This window comes from Myxococcales bacterium, assembly GCA_016717005.1.
Classification (GTDB): Bacteria; Myxococcota_A; Polyangia; order Haliangiales; family Haliangiaceae; genus UBA2376.
In genome coordinates this window covers 424,614-448,319 of record JADJUF010000038.1, presented here as the reverse complement: position 1 = coordinate 448,319, position 23,706 = coordinate 424,614, and the positions used below count along the sequence as shown (strand labels likewise).

At 74.1% G+C, this 23,706-nt stretch carries 21 protein-coding genes; 8 read left to right on the top strand and 13 right to left on the bottom strand.

Annotation, left to right across the window (positions count from 1 at the left end):
• Positions 1-6: 6 nt before the first annotated feature.
• Positions 7-189 carry a YXWGXW repeat-containing protein gene (locus IPL61_30925; GenBank protein ID MBK9035624.1) on the bottom strand — a complete coding sequence of 61 codons (183 nt, stop codon included), beginning with the start codon at positions 187-189 and terminating at the stop codon, positions 7-9.
• A gap of 908 nt (positions 190-1,097) precedes the next feature.
• Positions 1,098-2,657 (bottom strand): hypothetical protein, encoded by a 1,560-nt coding sequence (locus IPL61_30920; protein MBK9035623.1) that lies wholly within the window; start codon positions 2,655-2,657, stop codon positions 1,098-1,100.
• Between the two features lie 89 nt (positions 2,658-2,746).
• On the opposite strand from IPL61_30920, the gene IPL61_30915 reads away from it, so the two are divergent.
• Both IPL61_30915 and IPL61_30910 read left to right on the top strand, forming a co-directional pair.
• On the top strand, positions 2,747-3,037 hold the full coding sequence (locus tag IPL61_30915; protein ID MBK9035622.1) for a DUF1294 domain-containing protein: 291 nt from the start codon (positions 2,747-2,749) through the stop codon (positions 3,035-3,037).
• 233 nt (positions 3,038-3,270) lie between these two features.
• Positions 3,271-3,957 carry a YkgJ family cysteine cluster protein gene (locus IPL61_30910; protein MBK9035621.1) on the top strand — a complete coding sequence of 229 codons (687 nt, stop codon included), beginning with the start codon at positions 3,271-3,273 and terminating at the stop codon, positions 3,955-3,957.
• Here IPL61_30910 and IPL61_30905 read toward each other — a convergent pair whose 3' ends face one another.
• The 3 genes from IPL61_30905 to IPL61_30895 all read right to left on the bottom strand — a co-directional run bounded on the left by IPL61_30905 (position 3,958) and on the right by IPL61_30895 (position 8,421).
• Positions 3,958-4,458, bottom strand: coding sequence for a HupE/UreJ family protein (locus tag IPL61_30905; GenBank protein ID MBK9035620.1), 501 nt, complete (start codon positions 4,456-4,458; stop codon positions 3,958-3,960).
• A gap of 760 nt (positions 4,459-5,218) precedes the next feature.
• Positions 5,219-6,142: a peptidyl-prolyl cis-trans isomerase gene (locus tag IPL61_30900; GenBank protein MBK9035619.1), complete on the bottom strand. Its 924-nt coding sequence runs from the start codon at positions 6,140-6,142 to the stop codon at positions 5,219-5,221.
• Positions 6,139-8,421: a DUF3604 domain-containing protein gene (locus tag IPL61_30895; GenBank protein ID MBK9035618.1), complete on the bottom strand. Its 2,283-nt coding sequence runs from the start codon at positions 8,419-8,421 to the stop codon at positions 6,139-6,141. Before IPL61_30895 ends, IPL61_30900 begins: the two co-directional genes overlap by 4 nt.
• A 65-nt stretch (positions 8,422-8,486) precedes the next feature.
• On the opposite strand from IPL61_30895, the gene IPL61_30890 reads away from it, so the two are divergent.
• Complete coding sequence (locus IPL61_30890) at positions 8,487-9,821, top strand: CotH kinase family protein (protein MBK9035617.1); 1,335 nt, start codon at positions 8,487-8,489, stop codon at positions 9,819-9,821.
• A 9-nt stretch (positions 9,822-9,830) separates the two neighbouring features.
• Here IPL61_30890 and IPL61_30885 read toward each other — a convergent pair whose 3' ends face one another.
• Positions 9,831-10,976, bottom strand: a complete 1,146-nt coding sequence (locus IPL61_30885; protein ID MBK9035616.1) for a hypothetical protein — start codon at positions 10,974-10,976, stop codon at positions 9,831-9,833.
• A gap of 102 nt (positions 10,977-11,078) precedes the next feature.
• On the opposite strand from IPL61_30885, the gene IPL61_30880 reads away from it, so the two are divergent.
• Positions 11,079-12,092 carry a 2-dehydropantoate 2-reductase gene (locus IPL61_30880; protein ID MBK9035615.1) on the top strand — a complete coding sequence of 338 codons (1,014 nt, stop codon included), beginning with the start codon at positions 11,079-11,081 and terminating at the stop codon, positions 12,090-12,092.
• Positions 12,093-12,212: 120 nt separating this feature from the next.
• On the opposite strand, the gene IPL61_30875 is transcribed toward IPL61_30880, so the two are convergent.
• Both IPL61_30875 and IPL61_30870 read right to left on the bottom strand, forming a co-directional pair.
• Positions 12,213-13,262: a hypothetical protein gene (locus IPL61_30875; protein MBK9035614.1), complete on the bottom strand. Its 1,050-nt coding sequence runs from the start codon at positions 13,260-13,262 to the stop codon at positions 12,213-12,215.
• Positions 13,263-13,504: 242 nt separating this feature from the next.
• Positions 13,505-14,002, bottom strand: coding sequence for a hypothetical protein (locus tag IPL61_30870; protein MBK9035613.1), 498 nt, complete (start codon positions 14,000-14,002; stop codon positions 13,505-13,507).
• Positions 14,003-14,216: 214 nt separating this feature from the next.
• Between IPL61_30870 and IPL61_30865 the strand changes: the two genes are divergently transcribed.
• Together IPL61_30865 and IPL61_30860 are read left to right on the top strand one after the other, a co-directional pair.
• Positions 14,217-17,969 (top strand): AAA family ATPase, encoded by a 3,753-nt coding sequence (locus tag IPL61_30865; GenBank protein MBK9035612.1) that lies wholly within the window; start codon positions 14,217-14,219, stop codon positions 17,967-17,969.
• A gap of 288 nt (positions 17,970-18,257) precedes the next feature.
• Positions 18,258-18,854 carry a Uma2 family endonuclease gene (locus IPL61_30860; GenBank protein ID MBK9035611.1) on the top strand — a complete coding sequence of 199 codons (597 nt, stop codon included), beginning with the start codon at positions 18,258-18,260 and terminating at the stop codon, positions 18,852-18,854.
• A 176-nt stretch (positions 18,855-19,030) separates the two neighbouring features.
• On the opposite strand, the gene IPL61_30855 is transcribed toward IPL61_30860, so the two are convergent.
• The 3 genes from IPL61_30855 to IPL61_30845 all read right to left on the bottom strand — a co-directional run bounded on the left by IPL61_30855 (position 19,031) and on the right by IPL61_30845 (position 20,856).
• Complete coding sequence (locus tag IPL61_30855; GenBank protein MBK9035610.1) at positions 19,031-19,627, bottom strand: hypothetical protein; 597 nt, start codon at positions 19,625-19,627, stop codon at positions 19,031-19,033.
• Between the two features lie 253 nt (positions 19,628-19,880).
• On the bottom strand, positions 19,881-20,231 hold the full coding sequence (locus IPL61_30850; GenBank protein MBK9035609.1) for a hypothetical protein: 351 nt from the start codon (positions 20,229-20,231) through the stop codon (positions 19,881-19,883).
• A gap of 136 nt (positions 20,232-20,367) precedes the next feature.
• Positions 20,368-20,856 (bottom strand): hypothetical protein, encoded by a 489-nt coding sequence (locus IPL61_30845; GenBank protein ID MBK9035608.1) that lies wholly within the window; start codon positions 20,854-20,856, stop codon positions 20,368-20,370.
• Positions 20,857-21,149: 293 nt separating this feature from the next.
• On the opposite strand from IPL61_30845, the gene IPL61_30840 reads away from it, so the two are divergent.
• On the top strand, positions 21,150-21,290 hold the full coding sequence (locus IPL61_30840; GenBank protein ID MBK9035607.1) for a hypothetical protein: 141 nt from the start codon (positions 21,150-21,152) through the stop codon (positions 21,288-21,290).
• Here IPL61_30840 and IPL61_30835 read toward each other — a convergent pair.
• A complete protein-coding gene (locus tag IPL61_30835) occupies positions 21,274-21,558 on the bottom strand; it encodes a type II toxin-antitoxin system Phd/YefM family antitoxin (protein ID MBK9035606.1) in 285 nt (94 codons plus the stop codon). The genes IPL61_30840 and IPL61_30835 overlap by 17 nt on opposite strands.
• 181 nt (positions 21,559-21,739) lie before the next feature.
• Between IPL61_30835 and IPL61_30830 the strand changes: the two genes are divergently transcribed.
• Complete coding sequence (locus tag IPL61_30830) at positions 21,740-23,011, top strand: hypothetical protein (GenBank protein ID MBK9035605.1); 1,272 nt, start codon at positions 21,740-21,742, stop codon at positions 23,009-23,011.
• A gap of 180 nt (positions 23,012-23,191) precedes the next feature.
• On the opposite strand, the gene IPL61_30825 is transcribed toward IPL61_30830, so the two are convergent.
• Entirely contained in the window at positions 23,192-23,653 is a 462-nt protein-coding gene (locus IPL61_30825; protein MBK9035604.1) for a hypothetical protein, read from the bottom strand.
• Positions 23,654-23,706 lie beyond the last annotated feature (53 nt).

Genomic DNA, 23,706 nt, shown 5'->3' with positions numbered 1-23,706 from the left:
CCAGGCTCAGCGCCAGCCGCCCTCGATCCAGACGTAGTGATCGCCCTGGAGCGACCACTGCCCACCGACCCAGGCGCGCCCGGCCCGCTGACGCTCCCAGTGGCCCGGCGCCCAGACGTAGCCGCCGTCGCGCCAGACGTGGTTGCCCGTCACCCACACGTAGCCCGCGCGCGGGCGCTGCTGCTCCATCACCGGCGCCGGCGGCGGCGCGGCCCTCGATCCAGATCTTGCCGCGGCGCGCGCGGCCGGGATTCTCGGCGCGGATCGGCGGCGGAGCCGCGGTCGGGTACCCGACGACGATCGGCGGCTGCGGCCGGGCCACGACGATCGGCGGCTGCACGATCGGCGGACGCACCACCACGGTCGGCGGGCGGACCACGACGTTCGGGGGCTGGACGACGACGACCGGGCGCTTGGTGCGGTTGCGGTCGCGACCACGGCCGCGGCCGTGATCGTCCGCGGCGGCCAGCGAGGAGCCGGCCACCATCAAGGCCAGGGTCAGAAACAGGGTGCGACGGGTGCGAGCCTTCATGAGTTCTCCTTGGGGCGCCTTGGGCGCTGGGCGGCAGCCAGATAGACGCGAGGGACGGCGCGGCCATTCAACCACGAAGACCCCTGTGGACACCGAAGGTTAGCCGAGGGCGTCGACCGGCGGGTCGAGTTCGTGAGCCTGCCGTGACCGGGTCAGCGCGTGGCGTAGTCGAGCTGCACGCGCTCGACCGCGGGCTCGTGATCGCCGTCGGTGGTGAACCGCAGGCGGTACTGCAGGAAGCGGCGCACCGGCACGCCCGGCAACGCGTTGCCGGACGCGAACTCGCCCGACCAGGCCTCGGCGGCGCACGCCGGCGCGGTGTCGCACGTGCGCAGCGCGATCGTCACGACCGCGCCGGGCGCGGGCCGCTCCAGCACGGTGATCAGATCGAGCGACGCGACCTCGGCGCCGCCGGCCGCCAGGAGATCGCGCACCGAGCTGGTGAAGGTCGCGACCGTCGGCGTCGGACCGGTGCCGGCCGGATCGGCGTAGCGCACGGTCAGCCAGCTCTGGTCGAGGCTGCCGCCGCCGCTGGCGATGTCGAACCCCAGGCCCCAGGGCGACGTCAGCGCGCCGCCGTCGAACGCGGTCGGGTGGAAGCGGTCGGTGGTGTCGCCGGTGAGCGTGTTGTTGCGCAGCGTCGTATTCGCGGCGGCGTTGCGCAGCGTGGTCGTGACGTTCGAGACCACGTTGTCGATGTTGAGGCGGTAGCCGACGTCGACGCCGGTGATCGTGGCGCCGGCCGAGGGCGCGTGAAGGTGAACAGCGCGGGGGCCAGGCTCGCCGACCGCGCCGGCGGTGAGGGACTCGAAAACGCTCGGCGCGGCCCTCGGCCGGGCAGCCGCGCCGCCGGCAGCGGCTGCCCGACCAGCTCGGGGCCGCTGGCCACCGTCAGGATCGACCTCGCCCCGAGGCTCGACTCGGTGGTGTCGAACACCAGGTCGTGCCAGCCCACGGCGAGCACGAGGTCGCCCGTGGTGACGTCGAAGTTGCCATCGCCGAGGTTGATCAGCCGCTGGGTGCCGTCGACCCACAGCCGGTAGCCGTCGTCGGACTGCACCCGCAGCCGGTAGGTCCCGGCGACCGCGACGAAGAGCTGCCCGGACCAGCGCACGCCGAAGGTGTTGACGTCGGTGACGCCCAGATCGGCGGGCTGGCCGAAGCCCCAGTCGACGTTCGCGGCCGCGGCGACCACGCTGGTGGCGCCGACGTCGAGGAACTGGGCCTCGTCGAAGCCGGTCATGGCCAGGCCGCTCACCCCGTCGACGCGGCACCGCGTCAGCCCGCGCGGGATCGTGGCGCCGTCGAGCCGCGGCCACAGGTCGACCGCGCCACCGCGCTGGGCCACGGCGACCCGGAAGCCGTACCAGCCGGTCGCGGGCGCGTCGAAGGTGGCCGCGCCGCCGGCGCCGAAGTTGACGCCGATCAGCTTGGTGTACGCGGTCGATCCGATCGGCGCGAGCTCGAGGAACGCGTGATCGTCGCCGTCGAGCTGGAACCCGTGGCTGCCGGCGGTGAGGTACAGCTCGCCCCACCACCACAGCGTCCAGTCGGTCGCGGCGGTGATGCCGACGCCGGCCGGGAACGTGTCGTTGGCGAGGTTGAGATCGACGGTGCGGGCCAGGCCGAGCTTGGCGGGTGTCGCCGGCAGGACCGAGCCGTCGGCGGTCGTGCCGTCGTCGAACAGGCGGCTGTCGCTGCCGCCGGCGCACAGCGAGCCGACGTAGTAGGCGCGAGGCGCGACCGCGCCGGCGGCCTCGAGCCGGGTCTCGACCTCGATGGGCGCGCCCTGGCCGAAGTCGGCGGCGGTGTCGTCGATCAGCGCGCGGCCGGTCGTGGTGGCGGCGTCGACGTCGAGCGCGTCGACGTCGAGCGCGTCCGGAGCCGCGGCGTCGACGGCGGCGTCGAGGTCCGCCGCGTCGAGGTCCGCCGCGTCGAGGTCCGCCGCGTCGGGCTCGCCGACGATCGCGTCGGGGTCCGCCGCGTCGGGCTCGCCGACGATCGCGTCGAGGTCCGCCGCGTCGAGGTCCGCCGCGTCGCCGCCGTCAGGGCCGCCGCCGCTCGGCACGAACGAGCACGCACCGAGGAGCACAGCGAGGGACGCACACCAGCGCAGGCCGGTCATTGCGCGATTGTACATGGTCGCCGCGCACGGCTCACGCGAACCAACGTCACCGCACCTGCGCGTACACCGCGCCCGCGCGCGCTCGTGGTATCGCTCCGGCGGTGGCGCTCGCACCTGCCCTCGCGCTCGCCGGCGCCCTCGACCTGATCGCGTGGGCCGCGTTCCGGATCGACAAGGCCCGCGCGCGGCGCCAGCGCCGACGGATCCGCGAGCGGACGCTGCTCGGCCTGGCCGCGCTCGGCGGCGTCGGCGCGGTGGTCGCGATGTACGGCCACCGCCAGCGCCACAAGGTCGCCAAGCCGCGGTTCGTGGTGATCGCGACGCTGGCGGCGCTGGCCCAGGCGGGCGCGCTGGCGTGGTGGTGGCGCGCGGGGCGTTGACCGCGCGAGGCCTTGACCGCGCGAGGCCTTGACCGCGCGAGGCGGCGACCGCGCGAGGTCGACCGCGCGCGGCGACCGCGCGTAGCCACCGCACGGGCGTTGTCCGCGCGAGGCGTCGACCGCGCCAGGCGTTGACCCGCCCGCGTTGATCGCTCCGGACGTTGACCGCGACCCAGGCGTTGACCGCGCGCGCGGCGCACCGCGTCGGCGCGCATCTCTGGTAGCGTGCGCCCGTGCCCGAGCCGGACTTCATCGCTCTCGACCATGCGCGGTTCCGCCGCGTCGATCGCAACATCTTCGTGCGGCGCGTCGTCGCCGACTGCATGACCCACCAGTGCGTCATGGTCGCCGACGAGGGCGCGCCGATGCCGCGCCCGCGGCCGCTGCTCGAGGCCTGCTGCCAGTACGGCGCCGACGTCGACGTGACCGAGCGCGACGCGATCCTCGGCCACGCCGAGCAGCTCCGCGGGCTGCTCACGCCCGCCGCCGCCGCCGCGCCGTGGTTCACGACCGAGGTCCAGACCGATCCGGACTACCCGTCGGGCCAGCACGTGCGCTCGGCGACGTTCACCCGCGCCGACGGCACCACCGGCTGCGTGTTCCTGGCCCACGATCGCCGCGGCTGCGCGATCCACCGGGCCGCGCTCGAGGGCGGCTGGGACTTCCACCAGGTCAAGCCGCACATCTGCCGGCTGTTCCCGATGAGCTACGAGGACGACACGATCTGCATCTCCGACGACTACGAGGACTACGACTGCGCCGACGCCGCGGGCGCGCCGTCGCTGTACCGGGTCGCGCGCGACACCCTGGCCGCGGTGTTCGGCCCCGAGCTGGTCGACGCGCTCGATCGGGTCGAGGCGGTCGTCGGGCCGCCGCCGGCGGCGCCGCTGGTGCCGCTGGGTCGGCGCCCGGCGTCGTGATCACGCCGCGCGGGTGATCGCCCAGTAGATCGCCGGCGCGATCGCCAGGCCGGCGGCGACGTCGAGGGCGAGCGCGGTCGCGACCGGCGCGGCCCGGCGCGCGCGCGCGAGCACCAGCCAGCCCAGCCCCAGGAGCGCGAGCTGCGCCAGCTCGATCCCGAGGTTGAACCCGAGCAGCGCCCGCGCCAGCGCCGGGGCGGGCAGCGCCAGATCGGCCAGCGGCCCGGCGAACGCGAAGCCGTGGACCAGGCCGAACAGCGCGGTGATCGCGATCCGCACGGTGCGCCCCGAGGAGCGCCCGACCCAGGCGAGGTAGCAGGCCGCGAGCCCGGCGAAGCCGAGCAGCGCCAGCGCCGGTCCGCCGGTCGCCGCCGCCAGGGCCGCGAGCGCGGCCAGGCCCAGCGCCACCGCGATCGGCACGTGGCGGCCGCGATGGCCGGCGCGGGCGGCGGCGGCCTCGGCCGCGACCACGACGATCGACGCCGCGACCAGGACCTCGATGCCCGCCGACGACGGCCGCGCGCCCGCGACCACGGCCAGCGCCAGCGCGGCGCTGTGCCCGACGGTGAAGCCGGTCGCGGCCACGGTCAGCTCGCGCAGCGACGCCGCGACCAGCAGCAAGGTCAGCAAGAACAGCAGGTGATCGACGCCCCCGGCGACGTGGCCGAAGCCCAGGCGCACGAACCCGGTGAGGCCGGTCGCGGCCGCGGGCTGATCGAGCGCGACCTCGCGGCGCTCGGCCGCCAGCGCGACGACCACGCCGTGGCCGTGATCGATCAGCCGCGCCAGGTGGACGTGGCCGGGCACGACGTCGACGAGCAGCCCGCACACCAGCCGGGTCGGCGGCGTCGGGCACCGCACGCGCCAGTGGTAGGCCGCGTCGCCGTCGGGCGCGGGCAGCTCGGTCGGGGTCGTCGCCGCGCACGGCCCGGCCGCGCCGACCAGGGCCAGGCCGGTGGTCAGCGCCGCCGGCAGGCCGGTCGGCCCGCCCAGCCGCGCGTACAGCGCGTCGCGATCGAGCCGCGAGATCGTCACGCGCACGTCGGCGCCGCCGCGATCGTCATCGAGCGTGATCACCGAGCGCGCGAGGCTGCGGGTGTGGGCCGCGGCCGGGGCGACCGCGAACGAGACCGCCGCCACCGCGATCAGCAACGCGACGCGCACGCGCGCGCTCACCGCGGGACCTCGTCGGTGTCGCCCGCCGCCACGGCCGCCGGGGCCGCCGCGATCGCGATCGACACGGCGACGCGCACGCGCGCGCTCACCGCGGGACCTCGTCGGTGTCGCCCGCCGCCACGGCCGCCGGGGCCGCCGCGACCCCGTCGCCGCGCGCGACGTCGGGCGCGATCACGACCCGGGCCGCGCGGCGCTCGTCGTCGAGCGTCGCCCGCAGCCGGCGGTCGCCCGCCTGCCGCCAGTACTCGGCCTGGACCTCGGGCCGCACCTCGGCCAGCGCGCGCACGCCGCCGTCGGCGCGCGCCTCGAGCCGCACCAGCCAGCACCCGCCCGAGGTCACGACCGGCGCGCTGACCTCACCGACCGCCAGCGTCAACGCGGCGCGCGCCGCGGTCGGGCCGAGCACGTCGAGCAGGCCGCCGGCCGGCACCGCGCCGGTCGGGACCACCACCGCCGGCCGATCGGCGCCGGCGCGCACCGCGGCCCAGCTGACCTCGTCGGTGACCGTCGCCCGCCCCGCCGCGGCCCGGGCCGCACCGTCGACGCCGGCGAACCACGCGGTCGTGACGGTCACGCGCGGCGCGCGGCTGAACCGCCCCGGCTCGGCGGCGTGGAGCGCGGCCAGGGCCGCGTCGTCGGGCGGCGGCCCCAGCTCGGCGGCGCCGTCGATCTCGGCCAGCACCGCGGCGACCAGATCGGCGCGCACGCGCGGGTCGAGGCGCACCAGGCCCAGGGCCAGGCCGCGCTGCACCAGCAGCTCCTCCTCGATCAGCCGGTCGAGCACGCGCGCGCGCAGCGCCGGATCGGCCGCGCCGTCGCGGCGATCGTCGGCGACCGCGGCCAGCGCCGCCTGGTAGGTGGCGCGGCTGATCGGCACGCCGTTGACCAGCGCCGCCGCGTCGGCCGGCACCGTCGGCGCGCGCCGGTGCGGCGCCACCAGGCCGAGCACCGCGACGGACGCGCCCGCCGCCGCGCCGAGCGCCAGCAACACCAGCGGCCGCGCGGTCACGGCTGCCCCACGCCGGCGTCGACGCCCGGCGCGGCCGCCGCCGGCCGCACCCAGATCGGCGACGACCACGCCCGCTCCTCGATCGGCGTCGTGCAGTCGTCGGCGTAGGGCGTGCGGTAGTCGCCGTAGCACGGGGTCAGGCGCGCGCAGGCGTCGTCGCCGACGCGCTCGCACCGCAGGCCGCCGCCGTTGATCGCCGGCGTGGCCTCCTGGATCGCGCGCACGTAGTACAGGACCTCGCGCCCGCCGGCGACCGCGTCGGGGTCCTCGAACTCGACCTCGCAGCCGGCGCCGCGGTCGTCGCACGGCAGCACCCGCCACGGATCGTCGATGAGGCCGTCGATCGGCTCGTCGGCGCGCGCCTGCGGCCGGATCCGGATCACCTCGACGCGCACGATCTTGTGGCGCTGATCGCCGGGGTGGTAGCACTCGCCCTGGCACAGCCGCGCCAGCCGCGCCGCCGGCAGCGCGGCCAGCACGTCGGCCGGGCACCCGGGCTGCTGCACGAACGAGCCGGCCGCGCGCACGACGAACCGCGGCGTCGCCGTGACCTCGACCGCGGCGCCCATCGACGCCGGCGCCGCCGCGCCCGCGACCAGGTCGAACCACAGCAGGATGCGCTCGCCCGACGTGCCGTAGACCGTGCGCGCCGTGAGCGCGTCCCAGATCGCGCCGCGGCTGCGGCCGGCGGCGTGGACCGCGACCAGCCCGCCGGTCATGAAGAACGACGCCTGCCGCTCGAGGTCCACCACCTGCCAGGGCAGCATCTTGCCGACCCGCGCCCGGTCGAACGGCACCGAGGTCGGGCTCGGCCGCGGCTGCGCGCCGAACACGAACGCGCGCCACGCCTCGTCCTTGGCGCCGGTGGCCTCGGTCAGCTTGCGGCGCGCCAGCTCCTTGTAGCCGGCGCCGGGCCGGGCGCTGTGGTTGTCCGACGACGCCATCAGGCCCAGGCGCTCGTGGTACGGCGCCGCCGGATCGGTGAAGTCGCCGCGCGCGAGCATGTACTGGATCGAGCCGCCGGGTCGGAACCCGAACGTCGGCGCGAAGCAGTCGCGGCACTGCCCGCAGTCCTTCCAGTCGGTGACGCTGGCGCCGGGCACGGTCAGGTGACCAGCGACGCCGGCCGCGACGTAGTTGGCGCGCGCGGCCTCGACCCGGGCCTCGCACTCGGCCGCCGGCGCGGCGCCGCAGCGGTCGCGGATGAGCTCGCCGGCGCGCCAGCAGCACGCCTCATGATCGGCGGTCGGCGCCGGGCACCGGGCCACGCCGTCGGCGCCGCGCTCGAGCTCGTCCCAGCGCCGGTACTCCTCCGAGTTGCCGTGGCCCGAGTAGACCTCGACCAGGCGCTGGCGCGTGACGTCGCGCTGCGCCGGCGCGAGCTGCTTGTCCCAGGTGTAGCCGGGCGGCGTGTAGAAGCCCCAGGTGGTGCCGTGCGGGATCACCAGCGCCGCGCCGCCCCACTGCGCCAGCTTCTCGTACAGCTCGGCCGGCGTCGCGGCCAGCTCGCGGCAGCCGTCGGGCAGCGCGCGCGTGTCGACGCCGGCCGGACACTCCGGCACCGCCGCCAGCTCCTGTTGATAGGTGCGCACGTCGAGGTAGCGCTGGCGCTGGCCGAAGTCGCGCAGCGGGATCTGGGCCTGGCGCCAGCGGCTGATGCCGAGCCCGCGCAGCGCGTTGCCGATCAGCCCGGGCGCCGCGATCGGCCGGCGCGGCAGCGCGGCCTCGTCGACGTCGCGCAGGATGACGTTCTTGTGGCCGTAGTGCTCCTCGGGCGTGGCCCCGACCTGGCTCCACTCCCAGCCCGCGAACGCCACCAGATCGGGATCGGCGGGGTCGCCGGCGACGGCGTTGCACTGCCGCACCGACGCCAGCGACTCGCGCCAGTGGCGCGGGGTCATCGACTCGGCGTGGTCGGTGAGCGCGAAGAAGTCGAGGCCGGCGCAGAAGCGCGCGTAGTCGCACGCGTCGGCCGGCGGGTGCGCGCCCTCGCCTTGCAGGAACGGCAGGCTGCGCATGAACGCGTCGGCCGAGAACGTCGTGTGCACGTGCAGGTCACCGAACAAGATCTGGCTCGTCGGTGGCGGCGGGGTGAACTGGGCGCGCGCCGCGGTCTGGGCCTGGGCGCGCGCGGCGAGGATCGGCGCCGGCGCCGGGCGCGGGTGGATCGTGCCCGGCCCCTGGTGGCGACCGCCGCCGTAGAGGACGTACCCAGCGACGCCGCAGGTCCCGACGAGCCCGACGGTGACGAGCAGCACGGTGCGGAGGCGAGGGCGCATGCCCGATGCTCGCACGGGCGCGCGCCTCGCTGGATCGCCAGCTCGCCGCGGCGTATCGTCTCAGGATGCGGTTCCTCGGGGCGACGGGACTGATGCTGAGCGCGCTCGCGGCCTGCGGCGGCGGCGGCGGCGGCACCGACCTCGACGCCACGCCCGTCGACGGCGCGGTCGACGCGCCGGTCGACGCGCCGCCGGGCCCGACCGCCGCCGACCTGTTCGACGACACGCAGATCCGGACCCTCGACCTGACCGTCACGCCGGCCGACTGGCAGTGGCTCAACGACAACGCGCTGCTCGAGCAGGACGTGCCGGCCGACCTGGTGTGGAACGGCCTGTCGGTCGCGCGCCTGGGCCTGCGCTACAAGGGCTCGGTCGGCAGCCTGCGGTTGTGCTTCGACGGCCAGGGCAACCGCCGCTGCCCGAAGCTGTCGATGAAGCTCGACTTCGACGAGTACGTCGCCGGCGGACGGTTCCTCGGGCTCGAGCACCTCAACCTGCACGCGATGATGCGGGACGCGACCGGCATGAAGGAGCGCATCGTCTACGGCCTGTTCCGCGCCGTCGGCGTGGTCGCGCCGCGCGCCGCCCACGCGCGCGTGCGGGTCAACGGCGAGGACCTCGGCCTGTTCCTGCTGGTCGAGGCGATCGATCGCGAGTACGTGCAGGACCACTTCCGCGCGATCGACGGCGGCGCCGGCAACCTCTACAAGGAGGTCTGGCCCGAGCACGGCACGACCGCGCCGTACGTGGCCGCGCTCGAGACCAACACCGCCGCGCCCGCCGTCGACAAGATGGTGCGGTTCGCGGCCGCCCTGGCCGCGGCCACGCCGGCGACGTTCCGGACCACGCTCGCGACCTGGGTCGACGTGCCGACCCTGGTCAGCTTCCTCGCGGTCGATCGCCTGGTCGACAACTGGGACGGCTTCGTCGGCTGGTACTGCCCGAACGCCGTCGGCGGCACCTGCGGCAACCACAACTACTTCTGGTACGAGGAGACCGCGCGCGATCGCATGTGGCTCCTGCCGTGGGACGTCGACAACACGATGCAGGTGCCGAGCCCGATCCGCACCTCCTACGGCATGCCCGACTGGACCGCGTCGCCGACCGACTGCGCGCGCCGGTCGATCTTCCTCGGCTACTACGGGCGCCCGCCGGCCTGCGATCACCTGACCGCGCTCATGGCCGAGGTGCTGTGGCCCGACTACCAGGCCCGCACCGCCGAGGTCCTGGCCGGGCCGGCCGGACCGGGCGTGCTCGAGGCGCAGCTCGACGCGCTCGCGGCGCAGCTCGCGCCCGAGGTCGCGACCGACGCGTTCGGCCCGACGATGGCCCAGTGGCAGAACGCCGTCACCAAGCTGCGCGCCGACATCGGCACCTTGCGCGCGCGCGTCGCGCCGTAGCGGCGACGATCACCGCAGGGTCGCGATCGCGCGGGCGCGGGCGAGCTGGAACCGCTGGATCAACCCCGCCAGGGCCCGCTCCTCGGCGTCGTGCGCGGCCCGCCAGCTCGCCCATCCGTCGGGCCCCGGCACCTCGAGCGCCCCGTGCTCGAGCTCGAGCCGCAGCGGGCCCACCTCGGCGCCGAGCGCGTGCGCGAGCCGCATCAGCGTCGGGTAGTGCCGGTGGCGGACCGCGAGGCGCGTCAGGGCCAGCGGGTGCGCCGGCGCGATCGCGACCGTGACCTCGACCCGGTCGTCGACGCTGATCGACAGGCGGCGACCGGCGACCCGCGCGGTCAACCCGGCGGCCTGGGCCAGCGCCACGACCTTGGCCACGGGCACGGCGTCGGCGGCGGCGCTGCGATCGCGGTAGGGCGCGCCCGCGGGACGCGGCGCCAGGGTGATCGCCGCCGGCCGCCACGGGTGACGGCGCGCGCGCGCCACCGCCCAGCGCAGCGCCAGCACCGTCGAGACCGGCACCGTCATCAGGGCGACCGCCAGGAGGATCAGCCCCTGGGCGAGCGCCATGATGCCGCCCAGCACGCCGAGGAAGCCGGCGGCCGCGGTCAGGCCCCAACCGATCGGCCCGCGCGCCGCCGCCAGCATGATCGCGCCGGCGGCCGGCGCCGCCGCAGGGTCGGCGACCAGCGTGGCGACGACCGCGCCGCGGCGCACGAGCCGGATGGTGCCGTCGGCCTCGTCGAGCTTGAGGCCGCGCTCGTGGGCGCTGGTGGCCGCGGCCGCGACCTGCGCGGCGGTCCCACGCCAGGTGGTGCCGCTCGCGACCAGGCCGGTGGCGATCAGCGGCAGCTCGTCGAACCTCGTGTCGGCCAGCGTCGCGAACCGCAGCAGGGCCCAGCGCGACTTGATGCGCGCGGTAATCGGCGACAGGCCCGGGGCGATCGCCTCCGCCCAGTCGGTCGCGATCCGGGACCACTCCCCGGCCAGGATGCGCCGCGCGGTCGCGGCGTCCGGCGCCATCGCCAGGTGATAGTCGACGTGGGCACCCCACGCGCGCAGCCGGTTGACCATGCCGGCGCGCTCGCCGGCCGCGCGCGCGTGGGCGTTGAGCCCGGTGTTCTCGGCGAGGGTGCGCCCGACCAGCTGCGGCAGCATCGCCCGAGTATCGCGCACCCCGCCCCGCACCGCGCACCCCGACCCGCACCGGGCCCCGCCGCGACGTTGACGTGCGGCCCCGCGGTCGCGCACAGTCGCGCGGTGACACGACTGCGCATCGGCGTGCTCGGCGCCGGCTCGATCGGCTGCTACGTCGGCGGCCGCCTGCTCGCGGCCGACGCCGCCGACGTCGTGCTGGTGGGCCGGCCGCGCCTGCGCGATCAGCTGGCCGCGCACGGCCTCGCGGTCCAGGACTTCGACGGCCCGCGCGCGGTGGTGCCGACCGAGCGGGTCGAGTTCGCGACCGCGACCGGCGCCCTGGCCGAGTGCGACGTGATCCTGTGCTGCGTCAAGAGCCAGCACACCGACGACGCCGCCCGGGAGCTGGCGACGGTGGCGCGGCCCGACGCCACGGTCGTGAGCCTGCAGAACGGCGTCCGGAATCCGGACACCCTGCGCGCGCACCTGCGGACCCAGCGGGTGCTGGCGTCGATCGTCACCTGGAACGTGATCGCGGTCGAGGGCACCTACCGCCGCGCCACCAGCGGCCCGCTGATCATCGAGACCGCGCCGCCCGCGCTGGTGGCCGCGCTCCGCGCCGGCGGCGTCCCGGTCGAGGAGCGCGCCGACCTGGCGCCGGAGCAGTGGACCAAGCTCCTGGTCAACCTCAACAACGCGGTCAGCGCGCTGTCGGACGCGTCGACCGCGACGCTGCTCTTGACCCCGGGCTACCGCAAGGTCATCGCGGCGCTGGTCACCGAGGGCCTCGCGGTCGTGCGCGCCGCCGGCGTCCGCCCGGCCCGCTGGAACGGCGTGCCGCTGGCGCTGATGCCCCGGGTGCTGCGGCTGCCGACCGCGCTGGTCAAGCTCATCACCCGGGCCCAGCTCAAGGTCGACCCCGCCGCGCGCTCGTCGATGTGGCAGGACCTCGACGCCCGCCGCGCCACCGAGGTCGACTACTTGAACGGCGAGATCGTCCGCGTCGCCGCGCGCACCGGCGCCGCCGCCCCGCTCAACCAGCGCGTCGTCGAGCTGATCCGCGCCGCCGAGGCCGCCGCCGTCGGCTCGCCGCGGCTGTCGCCCGACGAGCTGTGGCGTCAGCTCACCGCGCCCTGAGCACGCGCCGCGCGCGGCCCCACAGCCGGAACGCCGCGCGGTCGCGCCCGTTCAGGGCGCGGCCCACAACGACCCATCCGCCGACCTCGACGCGGTCTGGCGACAGGCCTCCCTGGAAGCTCAGGGCACGACCACCCAGGCGATGTTGGTGATGAACTCGCGGTCGCCGGTCGCGCACACGCGGACCCGCGCCGGCGTCGCGGCGACGAGGCCGGCGATCGCCACGGTCTCGAGGTCGTCGCACGAGTTCGCGTCGTCGCTGACGGTGTAGACGATCGCCGCGCCGTCGGGCGCCCACCGGGCCGAGCCGACCCCGAGGGTCGCGCTGACCAGCGCCGCCGGGGTCGCCGGCTGGGCCAGGTCCATCACGTACCAGCGGTTGCGGTCGGCCGCGTTCTGGAACAGGAGCCGCGCGCCGTCGGGCGCCAGCGTCGGGCGCCGGGCGCTGGCCTTGACCATCGTCTCGACGCCGGTCATCAGATCGCGCGACCAGATCGTCGAGCCGCTCGCGGGCGGCTTGTCGCGCAGCTCGAACAGGAGCTGGCTCGTGCCCGGCACCGGCGTCGGGTGGAACTCGAACTGCGTCGACTGCTCGGCGCGCACGAACTCGAAGCTGCCGTCGGCGAGCTGCAGCCGCCCGAGCCGCCAGCCGCGGTAGCTGGTGTCGGGCTGGAAGTCGTAGCGCCGGCACACGAACGCGGTCGCGCCGTCGGGCGCGAACGTGTGGCACTCGTCGTTCTGGTTGCCCCACGACACCGCGCGCACGGCCTGGGTGGCGGTGTCGTACGCGAAGGTGTTCTGGATCGCGTCGCCGATCGTGACGCCGAAGTGCGCCTCTTGCTCGGCGTCCCATGCCGAGAACAGCACCTCGCTGCCGTCGGCCCGGGCCCCGAACGCCCAGACCCGGTTGGCCTGGAACAGCTCGCGGCGCGCGCCGCCGAGGTCGCTGGCCGGCAGCGCGTAGAGCCGGTTGGGATCGGTCGACCAGTCGTTGTAGAGCAGCCACGCGCCCGACGGCAGCGCCGCGATCGGCGTGAACCGGATGTCGGCCGCGGTCGGCCCGGCCGGCGCGTCGAGGCCGGCGTCGACCGGCGCGCCCTGACCGTCGTCACCGCCGCAGCTCGCGACCAGCAGAGAGAGCGCGCCGATGACGAACCAGGAGCGGGACATCGCGCGGTCATAGGCGCGCGGCCCCGGGTCCGTCAAGCCGCGATGCAGGGCGCACGTCGCGGTCGCGGTCGGCGACGTCACGCCGTCCAGCGTCGCGCCGATCGAGACCGGCGCCGCCAGCGTCACGTCACGCACGCGCGCTGCGCGCCCCGTAGTCGGGGTCGCGCGCGTCGGCAGCGCTCACTCCCCCCCGGCCGATCGATCGCGATCAGCCCCATCCCCCGTCGCTCGTCGCGCGCGTCTTACAGCGTGCAGCCGAGCGAGGTCGCGGTGGTCTTGAGGCCCTCGGTCAGGGTCTTGCAGCTGGGACCGGCCGACGCCTGCGCCGCCTTGCGGGCGGTCTCGTCGAACGAGGCCCACGACGCGAAGGTCGCCTTCTGGGCGTCGGCGGCCATCTTCATGCCGTCGAGCGCCGGGCCGAGCTTGTCGCACTTCGAGAGCTTCTCGAACGTGGCGAGGTACTCGTCGCACTCGGGCACGCCGGTGCTGGCCGCCGCCTGATCGGCCGGCGCCGCCGGCGCCGCCGGGTCAGCCGCGGGCGGAGCCGCGGGATCGGCCGCGGGCGGAGCCGCGGGCGCCGCCGGAGCCACCGCCGCCGGGTCAGCCGGAGCCGGAGCCGCCGTGCCAGCCGCGGGCTTCTGGGTCTCGGTGCCCTTGTTCTCGTCCTTCTTCTTGCAGCCGGTGGCCGACAGGGTGAACGCGAGCGCGAGGGCAGTACCGATGAGCGTGAGCTTCTTCATGTCTCGAGATCCTCCGGAACCCTGAAAAGGAGTGGGCTCCTGGTGCGAGAAGCTACGGCCGCGCCGCCGCGATCTCCAACAATATCTTGTAATATCAGTATGTTAAATTGTATGCGACTTGTCGCGTATCGCAGACAGTGAGCGCAATCCCGCGATACGACGAGGCGATTCGCCCTCACCGCGACGCCGCCGTGGGCTGCTATCCTGGCAATTCGTGGCAGAGGACGCCGACGGCGAGTTTCGCGGCACCGAGCGCTTCCAGGTCCTGGGGAGGATCGGCGCCGGCGGCATGGGCGTGGTCTACGAGGCCACGGACGGCGAGTCGGGCCGACGCGTCGCGCTCAAGACCCTGACGAACCTCGACGGCCAGGCGCTCCTGCGGTTCAAGAACGAGTTCCGCGCGCTCGCCGATCTGAGCCACCCCAACCTGGTGTCGCTCGGCGAGCTGCTCGAGGTGCAGGGCGCGTGGTTCTTCACGATGGAGTACGTGCCCGGCGTCGACTTCATGACGTACGTGTGCGATCGCACCGGCGCCGCCGGCGACACGATCAGCGCGGTCAGCGCGATCGGCGCCTCGGGCTCGGCGATCACGATGCGCGGCACGCCGGCGGCGCGGCCGTGGACCCGGCAGGTGCCGACGGAGGACACCGGCCCGCCGCACGCCTTCGACGAGATCCGGCTGCGCTCGGCGCTGGTCCAGCTCGCGCGCGGGCTGTGCGTGCTGCACAACGCCGGCAAGGTCCACCGCGACATCAAGCCCGCCAACATCCGGGTCACGCCCGAGGGCCACGTCGTCCTGCTCGACTTCGGGCTGGTGTCGGACCTCGCGGTCGACGATCGCTCGACCGACGGCCACATCGTCGGCACGGCGTCGTACATGGCGCCCGAGCAGGCCGCGTCCGAGCGGGTCGGGCCCGAGGCCGACTGGTACGCGGTCGGCGTGCTCCTGTACGAGGCGCTGGTCGGGCGGCTGCCGTACACCGGCTCGTGGCTGCAGGTCATCATGGACAAGCAGATGTTCCAGCCGCCGCGGCCGCGCGCGCGCACCCGCGCGATCCCGCGCGATCTCGACGCGCTGTGCATGGCGCTGCTCGCGATCGATCCGCGCACGCGCCCGACCGGCCGCGAGGTGCTGGCGCGCCTGGGCGCGGGCGACGCGGGCCAGGTGACGCTGACGTCGACCTCGTCCGCGCACGTGCCGCCGTTCGTCGGCCGACGCCGCGAGCTCGAGCTGCTCGACGCCGCGTTCGAGGACACCACCGCCGGCGCGCCGGTCGCGGTGCTGGTCGAGGGCGAGTCGGGCGTCGGCAAGAGCGCGCTGGTGCGCCGGTTCCTCGACGCGCTGGCCGCCACCGAGGGCGGCGTGACCGTGCTCGCCGGGCGCTGCTACGAGCGCGAGAGCGTGCCGTACAAGGCCTTCGACGGCGTCATCGACGCGCTCAGCCACTTCATGATGCGGCTCGACGACGACGCCGCGGCGGCGCTCTTGCCGCGCCAGGCCGGGCTGATGGCGCAGGTGTTCCCGGTGCTGCGGCAGCTCAAGCCGTTCACGATGGCCGACGTGTCCGAGGCCCGGCTCGATCCCCAGGGCCTGCGCGCGCAGCTGTTCGCCGCGGTGCGCGAGACCCTGGCGCGCCTGGTCGCGCGCGGCCCGCTGGTGATCACGATCGACGACATGCAGTGGGCCGACCAGGACAGCCGCGCGCTCCTGGCCGAGGTGCTGCGCGCGCCCGACGCGCCGGCGCTCTTGCTGATCGCGACGGTCCGGCCCGAAGGCGCCGACACCGCCGCCACGATCGAACCCGGGCGCATCCGCCGGATGCAGGTGCAGCCGCTCGACGAGGGCGAGGCCCAGGCCCTGGCCAAGCAGCTGCTGGCGCGGTCGTCGGTGAGCGCGTCGCGCGCCGCCGACATCGCCCGCGAGGCCGGCGGCCACCCGTTCTTCATCGACGAGCTGGTGCGGTTCGCGCAGACCGGCGGCGGCGAGCAGGCCAGCGGGCTGCGGCTCGACGAGGCGCTGCTGGCCCGGGTCGCGGCGCTGCCGGTCGACGCGCGCACGCTGATCGAGGTCGCGGCGGTCGCCGGCGGACCGCTGCGCCAGGCCTCGGCCGCCCGGGCCGCGTCGCTGGCGCCGGCCGAGTTCGCGGCGGCGCTGGCGCTCTTGCGGGCCGAGCGGCTGCTGCGCACCAGCGGCGTGCGCGGCGCCGACACCGTCGAGCCGTACCACGATCGCATCCGCGAGGCCGTGACCGCGCAGCTCGCCGACGACGCCCGCCGCGGTCACCAGCACGAGCTCGCGGTCGCGCTCGAGGGCAGCGAGTACCCGCCCGATCCCGAGCTCCTGGCCGCCCACTGGCTCGGCGCCGGCGAGCGCGAGCGGGCCGCGACCTGGACCGTGCGCGCGGCCCAGGCCGCCGACCAGGCGCTGGCGTTCGATCGCGCGGTGCGCCTGTACCGCAGCGCGCTCGAGCTCCTGCCGGCGCGCCACCCCGATCGTCGCAGCCTGACGGTGCGGCTCGGCGACGCGCTGGTCAACGCCGGCCGCGGCAAGGACGGCGCCGAGGCCTACCTCGCGGCGGCGGTCGGCGCGTCGGCGTCGGAGCTGCTCGATCTCCGGCGCAAGGCCGCCGAGCAGCTGCTCAAGGCCGGCCACGTCGACGAGGGCGTCGCGACCCTGCGCGAGGTGCTCGACCAGGTCGGCATCGCCTACCCGACCACGCCGCGGCGCGCGCTGATCTCGTTCCTGCTGACGCGCGTGCGCCTGCGCCTGCGCGGCATGAAGTTCCGCGAGCGCGACGCCACCCAGCTCTCGCCCGAGCACCTGCGCCAGATCGACGCCTGCTGGGGCGCGGCCGGCGGCTTCGCCGTGGTCGATCCGGTGCTCGGCGCGGCGCTGCAGGGCCGCCACCTGCAGCTCGCGCTCGCGGCCGGCGAGCCGTACCGGGTCTCGCGAGCGCTCGCGCTCGAGGCCGGCTTCCTGTACGCCCTGGCGCCAGCTCGGCGGAACTACGGCCAGGTGGTGCGCGAGCAGGCCCACGCGCTCGCCACCCGCCTCGACCACCCGCACGCGCTGGCGATGGCGACCGGCGCCGCCGGCATCGCCGCGCAGCACACCGGCCGCTGGCGCGCGTCGCTCAAGCCGATGGACGCGGCCGACGCGATCTTCCGCGACGGCTGCACCGGCACGCCGTGGGAGCGCGCGATGTGCGAGCTGTTCGCGGCGATCGATCTGTTCTACCTGGGCGACCTGCGCGGCCTCGGCGCGCGCGGCCTGCGCGCCGTGGTCGAGGCCGACGAGCGCGGCGACCTGTTCCAGGCCGACACCGTCCGGGTCCAGGGCCTGAGCATCGCCGAGCTGGCCGACGACAAGCCCGACGAGGTCGACCGCTCGCTGGCCGCGGCGATCGAGCGCTGGCCCAACGGCGGCTACATCCGCGACTGCGCCGGGCCGCTGATGCTCGCGCGGGTGCGGCTCTACGCCCAGGACGGCGCGCGCGCCCGCACCGCCAGCCTCGCGCAGGCGCGCCAGGCCGAGGCCGCCGGCATGTTGCACAACCAGCACCAGCGCCTCGAGTCGTGGCACGTGCGCGGGGCCGCCGCGCTCGCGGCCGCGCTCGACGCCAGCGCGCCGCGCGCGCTCCTGGCCGAGGCCACCAAGGCCGCCGGCAAGATCGACCGCGAGCGCATGGCCTGGTCGCAGCCGCTCGCCGGCCTGCTGCGCGCCGGCGTGGCCGCGGTCCGCGGCGAGGTCGAGCCCGCGCTCGCGCTCCTCGCCGACGCCACCGCCCAGCTCGACGCCAACGAGATGGCGCTCTACGCCGCCGCCGCCCGCCGCCGCGCCGGCCAGCTCCGCGGCGGCGACGAGGGCGCCGCGCTGGTCGCCCAGGCCGAGGCCTGGATGACCGCCCAGGGCGTCAAGCACCCCGCGCGCATGAGCGCGCTGCTCGCGCCCGGGTTCCGCGAGTAGCGAGCGTCGGTCGCCCACCCGGGCGGCAGCCAGGTCACACCGAGGTCGGTGCGCTGGCCCGGCGACGCCGCCGACGACTCCGAGCCCACGTGGGTCCGCCGCGACCACGCGAGCTCGATGTCCGTCGAGCTCGGCGATGCCGCCGACGACTCCGAGGCCACGTGGGTCCGCCGCGACCACGCGATCTCGATGTCCGTCGAGCCCGGCGATGCGGGCCCGCGACGACGCGCCCGAAGTTCGTGCAGGAGCTGCTATCCTTCACCCATGGCCTCCGCGCCTCAGCTCGTCATGCCGGCGCCCGCGCCGCCTGAACCGCCGGACCAGCGGATCGTGCTCCACGGCGTCACGTGGGCGCAGTACGAGGCGATGCGCGCCACGCTCGCCGACAAGCCTGGCCTGCGGATGACCTACCTCGAGGGGGAGCTGGAGATCATGAGCCCGTCGCGGCGCCACGAGCATCTCAAGAAGTTCATCGCGCGCCTCATCGAGGCCTACGCCGACCAGCGCCGCATCGTCGTCCTGGGCTTCGGTTCGGAGACCTACAAGAAGCAGGCGATGGAGCGCGGCCTCGAGCCCGACGAGTGCTACTGCGTGGGCGACGAGAAGGACGTGCCGGACTTCGCGCTGGAGGTGATCACCACCAGCGGCGGCGTCGACAAGCTGGCGGTCTACCTCGGTCTCGGCGTGCCCGAGGTGTGGTTCTGGGTCGACGCGCGCTTCCAGCTCTTCGGGCTGGAGGCCGGCGCCTATCAACCGCGCGAGCGCAGCCACTTCCTCGCCGACCTCGATCTGTCTCGTCTCGCCGAGATCGTCGCGGCCACGCCACGCGCCGAGCAGGCCCAAGCCGTCTGGCGGTTTCGCGCGTCGCTGCAGACCACGGACTGACGCGGCCCACGACGTCGCAGGCGGTGCGCTCGTCCGCCGCGTGCTCGTACGCGCCGCACGAACAGCCGGTGCGGGTGTTCCGCGAGGACCTCCGGGTCCACCCCGCTGCACCTCGCCGACGGCCCCGTCGGCGGTTGACGCCAGACGACGATCGCCCGGCCTCCGCGAACAGCGGCTCAGCGCGGCGGCGCCGGCGGGTTGTCGAGCGTGTCCTGCAGCGCGACGCGCAGCTCGGGATCCATCAGCTCGCGGTAGATGCGCTCGACCAGCATGCCGGCGCCCATCCAGATCGGCAGGATGAAGAACGAGGTCATCTCGAGCACGTTGCCGGCGTCGAGGTACTCCCAGATCGCGTAGCCGGTGAGGGCCTTGAGCGCGAGCCCGGTGGTCAGCTCGAACAGCATGATCAAGAGGCCGTAGATCGGCGCGCGCAGCCACCACGGCCACTTGAAGACCCCCGCGTTGTAGATCCGCTCGATCGTCGCCGCCGGCAGCACGTAGACCGGGATCATCCACAGCGACGACTGCCCGAACAGCACCTCGAGCGGCGTGTGCCACGGCCCGTCGAGCCCCAGCCGCGGATCGACCTGCCAGTCGAACTGGAACAGGTACTTCACCACCGGGATCGCCCGGCCCGTGCGCGCGATCGTGTACAGCGCCACCTCGAGCGCGATGCCCAGCACCGCGTAGAGCGTGTACCGGAACACCGCGTAGAGGATCTTCAGCTTCAGATCGCGCGGCTGCTGCGCGCTGGCGATGTTCTTGGTCGTCATGCCCAGATGCTCCGTTCGGCCGCAGCGCCCCAGCGGCGTAGGTCAGCGGGTGCGTCGCTCATCGCGCGATCGCGCCGCACGCGTGATCGAGCCCGCCCCGCATCGATCATGCCCCCGACGATACCATCGCGGGTACAGCTATCGGGGCGGAGCCGTCGTCTGATGCGCTCCCAGGCTCCCAGCCGCCTCCTCCTGGCCCTCCACGTGCCGGCGAACGCCCCGCGGTCCACCCGCCTGGTCAGGAGAACGATGGTCAGTCCGGCGGCGCCTGCTCCGACGGCCCCGCCTCGGTGTACCAGGACTGGCCGCGGAGCCATTCGTCGTAGCGCCGGTAGATCTTGTACACTCCCAGCCGCCCCTTACGTTCCTCGAGGAATCTCTCGAGCAGGTCGAACAGCGTCGCCGTCGCCGCGTCCGTCGGCTCCTCCAACGCAGCCTCGTTCGCGAGCATGACGACGAGCCCTTCCCAACCGAGATTGTTGCCGTCGTCCAGCTCGACGATGAGCCACTCGCGGAACCCGATCAGGAAGGTGCCGTCGGTATGCGCGTCGTAGCCAGCGATGAACGCGGCGATCCGCGCGAACGACGGATTGGAGAGCCACATACCCGGACGTTCGCGGAGGCGCTGGAGCGCTGACGGCAGGGACGGACGAGACATGGAACTGACAGTTGATGCCTTCGCCAGACCTTCCACAAGTTCTTGAACTCCGCGATCCGTAGCCCCTGGCCCTGTGCCTGGCTTAGCTCTTGCGTTCCCAAAACTTGTCGCCCCGCGCGCTGAGAAAGCGCTCCAGGAACTCCACCAAACTGGGCGCGACTCCGTACCAGTCCTCCCGCGGGTCGAGCGGCAGCGCGATGAGCACTCGGCGCTCCCCCGACTCCAGCGGGGCAACGACCAGCAGTTCTTGGTCTCCGAGGAACTCGCCGAGGACCACGTCCCCATCGCGATACCGCTCCGGATTGACATCGCGTTCGTATTCCGTTCGTTTCCGGCTATCACCAGGCGACATCAGATGGAGCCCCCATTGCCGATACTCGAAGTCAGTGAACAAGTATGCCTCTCTCGCCGCGGCCCAGAACGCCGAAACGTCGCTAGAAATACCCTGCTTGCCCCATGAGGCCACGATCTCGTCATCGAGCGCGGCGGGGGTCAGCTGCGAGCTGAGAGTGCAGATCTCGTGTGTCTGAATTGGCGGCAGGCCGGCAATATTGCTAAGAATGTCAATCATTGAGGATGCCTCTCAGTAGTTGTTCCACCATGCGTTAAACCCTGTCTGGTGCAGCGTTCTCTCCACCGGCACCAGATTCTCGAATACATTGGAGCCTCCGTACTCTCGCGGCAGCGCTCTCCCCGCACCGCGTAGAGGATGAGGAAGTCGCCGGTGATGTGCTCGCGGAGTGTGGTCGCCGCGCCGAGACGTGCCTGGAGGTGCGCGATCCGTGTGGTGGCCTGGGTCGACTGAGGCCGCCGGGTGAGAAAGTCCGCGCCGAGGTCAGGGAAGCGCTCGAGGTTGGGCACGAGGTGATCGAGCAGGTGGTTGATCAGTGTCTCGAACTCCGGCGCGGCGTCATGCTCGCCGAGGAACCGCTCGATTCCCTCCAGTCGCGCTCGAAGTTGTGGGTGAGCTCGACGACGGCGCGCCGGCTCATCTGCGGCGCTTGAACTTGGTGCGCAGCGCGGCGATCGGCTTGACTCGCCCGGCCTCGACGTCGTCCCAGGCTCGCTCGGCCTCGTCGAGCAAGGTGAGATGGATGTGCGCACGCTCGAGCCGGTGGTAGTGGTCGAGGCGGCGCGCGTCGATGATCGCCACGTACCCGACGCCGTTGCGGGTCACGATCTTCTCGTGCCCGTCCCGCGCCTCCTCGACGAGCTCGCGCAGCCGGGCCCGCACCTGGCCGAGGGGGACGAGATCGTCGCTGGTGATCCCCATGATCAATACACTAGCGAAATTCGTTGAGGAATGCGAAGGATCCCGAGGACGCTCGGCGCGGTCAGCCGCCGACGACGTCGACGACAGGAGCCGACCGGCAGCGACTCGAGGACCAAATGTTGTCAAAGTTGACACCGTCCCCTCCCCTCCGACCCCTCCGGCCCGCTGAATGTCCTCGCTGATGGTCTCAGATGACGAGCTGCGCCCGTACTTCGACGCGATCGCCGCGGCGGTCGATGACGACGAGCCGCGCCTGCGCCTCGCGGCGTTCCTGGAGCAGCGCGGTGATGCGCGGGCCGAGTCGATCCGCATCGGCTGCGCAGTGGCGCGGATGGAGCGCGACGATCCGCAGCTGGCGGTGCTCGACGGCCGGCTGGCGCAGCTGCCGAAGTTCACCTACTTCGGGCCGGCGCCGGCGTGGCACCGGGGCTACAGCTGGGCGCGCGGGTTCATCGATGGGGTCAACTGGTCGGTCGAGCAGTTCGTGGCCCACGGCGCCGAGCTGTGCGAGGCCGCGCCGGTGCGGTCGCTCGACGTGCTGTTCGGCGTCGGCGGCAAAGGGCACCAGCTCGCCGCGTGCCCGGCGCTGGCGAAGCTGCGCAAGCTGACGTTCTTCGCCGGCAGCGACGTGCCCGACCTGCTGGCGATCGCGACGTCGCCGTACCTCACGCAGCTGCCGGAGCTGGCGCTCCAGAACCTGCAGCTCTCGGCCCCGGTGATGGCCCAGCTCGACGACGCGCGGAACTTCCCCGGCCTGCGCGTGCTGCACCTGCACTGGTGCAGGGTCGACGCGGACGTGTGGCCACGCGTCTTGCAGTTTGCGGAGCGGCGGAAGCTCGACCTGCTCGATGTCGACTCGAGCGGGATCTCCGCGCCGAACCTCGAGCTGCTCCAGCGCTCGCTGGGCCACCGGGTTCGCCCCGCGCCACCGCCGGCGCGAGACCTGACGCCCACAGGATTGGCAGCGCGAACGCGGTTCGGACGGCTCGACGTGCGGGCGCTCGCGCCGACCGCGGACGAATGGCGTGGGATCCTGGCGCGTGGGCCGTACGAGCAGGTCACCGAGCTGACGCTGCCGCGGCTCGGCGATGCCGGCGTGGTCGAGCTCGCCCGCAGCGGCATGTTCCCGGCGCTGCTGACGCTGAACGCGGCCGGCGCGGAGCTCGGCGCGCGAGGGATCGCGGCGCTCGCCGACGCGACCGGGCTCGCGGCGCTCGAGGTACTGGAGCTGGGCGAGGGGCTCTGCGAACGGCATCCGCGCGGCGTCCCCGACGACGCGGTCACGTTGCTCGCTCGCTCTCCGGCGCTGCGATCGCTGCGGCGCATCGAGCGCAGCCGCGAGTGGCATGCGTACGGCCCGGGCGCGCGCGAGGGCGAAGAGGTGACCACGATCACCCGCGGCGACAAGGCCAAGCTCGTCGAGGACGCGGTCTACCATTCGATCTGGCCGTGATCCGTCGTCTGCGCACGCACGCGGGGCCTTGACGGACCTGCCCGTCGAGCCACCGACGGTTGTCAACGTCGACACCGTCCCCTCCCCCACCCTGGGTTGGCCGCGTTGACGCTGTCCCCTCCCCGCCTCAGTGGGACCAAAGATTGTCAAAGTTGACACCGTCCCCTCCCCGCTGGCGGCTTACTCCACGGAGACGCTGACGTTGACGCCCTTGCAGGGCACGGTCTCGGTGATCTGCAGGAACGAGCCGCCCTCCTGGCCGGTCACGTCGAAGACGATCGGCCCGTTCGCGACCTCGATGTCGCCCTTCATCTGGCCGTCGACCGCGCCGCCGGTCGAGCGCAGGTAGCTGGTGCCGAGGCCCGCGCCCTCGGGGCCCTCGCCGGTGATGCTGATCTTGACCGGCTCGCCGTCCGCGATGTCGAACTTGGCGTAGCCGGTGGAGCGGCACGGCGCGGTGAAGGTGAACGTCTCGCCCCGGTGGTGGACCGGCGCGTCGTGCATGTTGTCCGCGATCGCGGCGGACCCGCCGCCACCGCCGCCCCCGGCCGGCGACTTCTTGCCGACCAGGCTGCAACCCGTTGCGGCGATCATCAGGAGGGAGGCGAACGACAGGGAGCGGATCGTCAGGTTGCTGAGCATGTGGGGGTGGAGACGCCTCCCCGCGCGATGTGACAGGGAAGCCGGAAGAAAGC

What these genes read in the sequence shown, in the direction of transcription:
- IPL61_30875 (MBK9035614.1), bottom strand. Translation starts at nt 13,262, where the DNA reads ATGTCCCGCTCCTGGTTCGTCATCGGCGCGCTCTCTCTGCTGGTCGCG.
- IPL61_30850 (MBK9035609.1), bottom strand. Translation starts at nt 20,231, where the DNA reads ATGTGGCTCTCCAATCCGTCGTTCGCGCGGATCGCCGCGTTCATCGCT.
- IPL61_30870 (MBK9035613.1), bottom strand. Translation starts at nt 14,002, where the DNA reads ATGAAGAAGCTCACGCTCATCGGTACTGCCCTCGCGCTCGCGTTCACC.
- IPL61_30835 (MBK9035606.1), bottom strand. Translation starts at nt 21,558, where the DNA reads ATGGGGATCACCAGCGACGATCTCGTCCCCCTCGGCCAGGTGCGGGCC.
- IPL61_30860 (MBK9035611.1), top strand. Translation starts at nt 18,258, where the DNA reads ATGCCGGCGCCCGCGCCGCCTGAACCGCCGGACCAGCGGATCGTGCTC.
- IPL61_30825 (MBK9035604.1), bottom strand. Translation starts at nt 23,653, where the DNA reads ATGCTCAGCAACCTGACGATCCGCTCCCTGTCGTTCGCCTCCCTCCTG.
- IPL61_30890 (MBK9035617.1), top strand. Translation starts at nt 8,487, where the DNA reads ATGCGGTTCCTCGGGGCGACGGGACTGATGCTGAGCGCGCTCGCGGCC.
- IPL61_30830 (MBK9035605.1), top strand. Translation starts at nt 21,740, where the DNA reads ATGGTCTCAGATGACGAGCTGCGCCCGTACTTCGACGCGATCGCCGCG.
- IPL61_30925 (MBK9035624.1), bottom strand. Translation starts at nt 189, where the DNA reads ATGGAGCAGCAGCGCCCGCGCGCGGGCTACGTGTGGGTGACGGGCAAC.
- IPL61_30895 (MBK9035618.1), bottom strand. Translation starts at nt 8,421, where the DNA reads ATGCGCCCTCGCCTCCGCACCGTGCTGCTCGTCACCGTCGGGCTCGTC.
- IPL61_30845 (MBK9035608.1), bottom strand. Translation starts at nt 20,856, where the DNA reads ATGATTGACATTCTTAGCAATATTGCCGGCCTGCCGCCAATTCAGACA.
- IPL61_30885 (MBK9035616.1), bottom strand. Translation starts at nt 10,976, where the DNA reads ATGCTGCCGCAGCTGGTCGGGCGCACCCTCGCCGAGAACACCGGGCTC.
- IPL61_30855 (MBK9035610.1), bottom strand. Translation starts at nt 19,627, where the DNA reads ATGACGACCAAGAACATCGCCAGCGCGCAGCAGCCGCGCGATCTGAAG.
- IPL61_30920 (MBK9035623.1), bottom strand. Translation starts at nt 2,657, where the DNA reads ATGACCGGCCTGCGCTGGTGTGCGTCCCTCGCTGTGCTCCTCGGTGCG.